This is a genomic window from Pseudomonas sp. I2 (assembly GCF_040984075.1).
GTDB lineage: Bacteria > Pseudomonadota > Gammaproteobacteria > Pseudomonadales > Pseudomonadaceae > Aquipseudomonas > Aquipseudomonas guariconensis_B.
The window spans coordinates 1-440 of the sequence record NZ_JBCGFQ010000165.1 but is presented as its reverse complement, the minus strand read 5'-3'; the positions used below and the strand labels follow the sequence as shown (position 1 = coordinate 440).

Annotated in this window: 2 pseudogenes; one reads left to right on the top strand and one right to left on the bottom strand. The window is 69.3% G+C overall.

The features are described 5' to 3' along the window. Positions 1-250 (bottom strand): annotated as a pseudogene (locus WCE05_RS26070) (alpha/beta hydrolase); the annotation flags it as partial. A 22-nt stretch (positions 251-272) separates the two neighbouring features. On the opposite strand from WCE05_RS26070, the pseudogene WCE05_RS26065 reads away from it, so the two are divergent. Further along, positions 273-440: pseudogene (locus tag WCE05_RS26065) on the top strand (hypothetical protein); the annotation flags it as partial.

Below are 440 nucleotides of genomic sequence, written 5' to 3'. Positions count from 1 at the left end.
GTCCCATGTGGTCGTAATAGCCATGCATCAGCAACAGGCTGCCGCGCGCTTCCGGCAGCAGCCAGGCCTGCACCGCCAGGCGGCGCCCGTCGACCGCCATGCTGCCGAGCCGCGCTTGCAGGCGCGGATGGCGGGAGCGCAGGTCCAGGCCGTAGTAGGCCTGGTAGGCGAGGACGGCGGCGGCCGCCTCGGCCGCGGCCAAGGGTCGCAGGTGCTGGCGCAGGTAATCGGGGTTGAAGGCTTCTGACATCGGCGGTTCCGGGCTGCAATCGATTCGTGGCCGGGCCACGGGCGAAACCCAGGGATATTCAGCTGCGCGCGAACACATGGCAAGCTTGGCACCCGTTTTCCGTGTGAATGCCATGACTCCCCGCCGCAAGACGCTCCTCGTCAGCCTGGTCGGCCTGCTCTGGGCCGGCGGCCTGCTCGCCGCCTACTGG